The 2,500-nt window shown below is 64.4% G+C and carries 5 protein-coding genes; all 5 read left to right on the top strand.

What is annotated here, in order from left to right:
• On the top strand, positions 1-525 hold a 525-nt coding region (locus APY03_RS43595), incomplete at its 5' end, for an MOFRL family protein (RefSeq protein ID WP_332307383.1).
• A 255-nt stretch (positions 526-780) separates the two neighbouring features.
• Positions 781-1,176 carry a hypothetical protein gene (locus APY03_RS11015; RefSeq protein ID WP_232081283.1) on the top strand — a complete coding sequence of 132 codons (396 nt, stop codon included), beginning with the start codon at positions 781-783 and terminating at the stop codon, positions 1,174-1,176.
• Between the two features lie 93 nt (positions 1,177-1,269).
• Positions 1,270-1,716 carry an SRPBCC family protein gene (locus tag APY03_RS11010; RefSeq protein ID WP_068676729.1) on the top strand — a complete coding sequence of 149 codons (447 nt, stop codon included), beginning with the start codon at positions 1,270-1,272 and terminating at the stop codon, positions 1,714-1,716.
• A 42-nt stretch (positions 1,717-1,758) separates the two neighbouring features.
• Positions 1,759-2,145 (top strand): ester cyclase, encoded by a 387-nt coding sequence (locus APY03_RS11005; RefSeq protein ID WP_068676727.1) that lies wholly within the window; start codon positions 1,759-1,761, stop codon positions 2,143-2,145.
• Between the two features lie 145 nt (positions 2,146-2,290).
• The gene (locus APY03_RS43590; protein WP_146039699.1) at positions 2,291-2,470 is read left to right on the top strand and encodes a hypothetical protein; all 180 of its coding nucleotides are present in this window, start codon (positions 2,291-2,293) and stop codon (positions 2,468-2,470) included.
• Positions 2,471-2,500: the final 30 nt, after the last annotated feature.

The raw sequence follows: 2,500 nt of genomic DNA, 5'->3' as shown, positions 1-2,500 counted from the left end.
ACGCCGCAGCAGTCGCTCGAAGCCGCTGCCGCGGCGGCGCGCGCAGCCGGCATCGAGGCCCACATCCTCAGTGACGAAATGGAAGGCGAGTCGCGCGAGGTCGGCAAGGTGCATGGCGCACTGGCGCGCGCCATTGCGCTGCGCGGTGCGCCTTTTGCGAAGCCCTGCGTGATCCTGTCGGGCGGCGAGACGACGGTCACCATCCGCCCGCGCCAGCCGGGCCAGGCCAAAGGGCGGGGCGGCCGTGCCGGCGAGTTCTGCCTCGGTCTTGCGGGTGCGCTCGCCGGCCAGAAGAGCGTGTGGGCACTCGCGGCCGACACCGACGGCATCGACGGGGTGGAAGACAACGCGGGCGCCTTCGTCACGCCCGACACCCTGGCGCGTGCCGAGGCGGCGGGGCGCAAGCTCGCTGACCACCTGGACCGCAACGACGCGTATGGGTACTTCGATGCGATCGGGGATCTGTGCGTGACCGGGCCGACGCACACCAACGTCAATGACTTCCGGGCCTTGCTGGTGTTGTAGATCAGATCCGCGTCTTCGACGTCGCCAGGCAGCAGGGCCAATCACCGCCCCGCCGGGAGGAAGAGGGCGCAGCCCGATGCGCCTTTCGCAGCGCCTCCAGCCCGGCGAACACGTAGCGCATCAGGAGCTGCGCACGGCGCAGCGGCAAATGCACATTGCGCGCGCCGACATCACGCGAGCGAGGAGAGAAGGCGCTGGGCGGGGCCGAGGACCGGAACGCAGCGCTAGGCCTGGCTGGCTCGATCGGACTCTGGCATGCTGGTCCGCATGCACCTGGACCCGTTCGTCAGCGTCGATGGAATCCCGTTCACCATCTCGCAAGAAGAGATCGTGAGGCTGCGAGGCGTGCCGTTGGGGTCCGGCCGCAACGGTGTCGGACTGAATGAGCTCGACTATGCGTCGGTGGTCTACCGGTTTCAGGACTGCGGCAGGTTGGAGGAGGTCACGACGCAGGCGCCGGTGGTCAACTTCGGCAATGTAGCGGTGCCGTTCGAGACGCTGCCGTCGTTCGTCCGGCAGCAGGACCCAGGGGTGTTCGAGCGGGCGGGGTTTGTCGTCAGCCCGCGCTTCGGCTTGGCCTTCGATCCCGATGAGCCGCCCTGGGTGACGGCGCTTGCGGCGCACTGTCTCGATGCATGGCGGGCCTTGTGAAGCAGGTTGGCAGGATTCGCGGCTCCCTGGTCCTTGTGGCGCAGGCTGATCCTTCGTAGGCTCGGGACTCGCATTCATCATTCAAGGAGCACCATGAGCGCCAACACAGTCAGGCTGCATCGCGTCATTGCCGCGAAGCCGGAGAAAGTCTATCGAGCCTTCGTCGACGCCGACGCCAAGGCGCGGTGGCTGCCGCCCAATGGCTTCACCGGCAAGGTTCATAGCATGGAGGTCAAGGTGGGCGGCAAGTACAGGATGTCGTTCACGAACTTCACCACGGGCAAGAGCATGTCCTTCGCGGGCGAATACCGCGAGCTCGTGCCGAATGAGCGGCTGCGGTACACCGACGTCTTCGACGATCCGAACCTGCCCGGGGAGATGCAGGTCACTGTCACGATGAAGCAGGTCTTGGTCGGAACCGAGCTGAACATCGTCCAGGAGGGCATCCCCGACGCGATCCCTCTGGAGGCGTGCTACCTGGGGTGGCAGGAGTCTCTGCTGAACCTGGCTCGGCTGGTCGAGCCAGAGATCAACGGTTAGCCACTGGGGCAATGCATCCCCATCTAGTACGGGAGCTGCCCCGTGACCCCTGCCGATCTCTCCGCCCTCTACCTCGAATACATCGCTTGCCTCAACCGGCAGGATTGGGCGGCGCTGGGACGGTTCGTCGACGAAGAGATGAGCCACAACGGCCGGCAGCTCGGACTGGCGGGCTATCGGGAGATGCTCGAAGGTGATTTCCGCGACATCCCTGATCTTCATTTCGACGTGGCATTGCTGGTTGCCGAGCCGCCTCATGTCGCGAGCCGGCTGGACTTCGCATGCACGCCCAAGGCTGGCTTTCTGGGACTCCCGGTCAATGGGAAGAGAGTCTCCTTTGCCGAGAACGTGTTCTATGAGTTCCGGGGAGGGAGGATCTGGCGAGTCTGGTCGGTGATCGACAAGGCTGCAATCGAAGCACAGCTTTGACGGGTGATGTCCACGGCCAGATGTGGCAGGTCCGCAGGGGCAATCCGCGAAGGGATTTCGCCAGATTCGCGCGACAAGAAGCGAGTATGTTTTTGCGAGAGGCTCGACTAGAGTCCGCGGCACCAAAAATAATCGAGCTTCCCCAATGAACAAGAAGACCGCTGCATTGCCAGCGCATGCATCGAGATCGCTCGCATCGATGCCGTCCGATCGCCATGTGCTGGCGCGGATGTTGAGCCGCACAGTCCTCGCCGCTTGCCTGTGTACCGTTGGGCTTGCAGGCCTCCCCGCCCATGCGGGTTCCGTGAGCTATGTCTATCTATGAGATGTCAAGCTCAATCTGAAGGGTGAGGAG

Source organism: Variovorax sp. WDL1, from assembly GCF_001541225.1.
Lineage (GTDB): Bacteria > Pseudomonadota > Gammaproteobacteria > Burkholderiales > Burkholderiaceae_C > Variovorax.
Note: the sequence above shows the minus strand (reverse complement) of the source record. Positions and strands in the feature narration are given on the sequence as shown.

Bases quoted from the DNA above. Each gene is read 5' to 3' on its own strand.
- APY03_RS11015 (WP_232081283.1), top strand. From the start codon at position 781: ATGCTGGTCCGCATGCACCTGGACCCGTTCGTCAGCGTCGATGGAATC.
- APY03_RS11010 (WP_068676729.1), top strand. From the start codon at position 1,270: ATGAGCGCCAACACAGTCAGGCTGCATCGCGTCATTGCCGCGAAGCCG.
- APY03_RS43590 (WP_146039699.1), top strand. From the start codon at position 2,291: ATGAACAAGAAGACCGCTGCATTGCCAGCGCATGCATCGAGATCGCTC.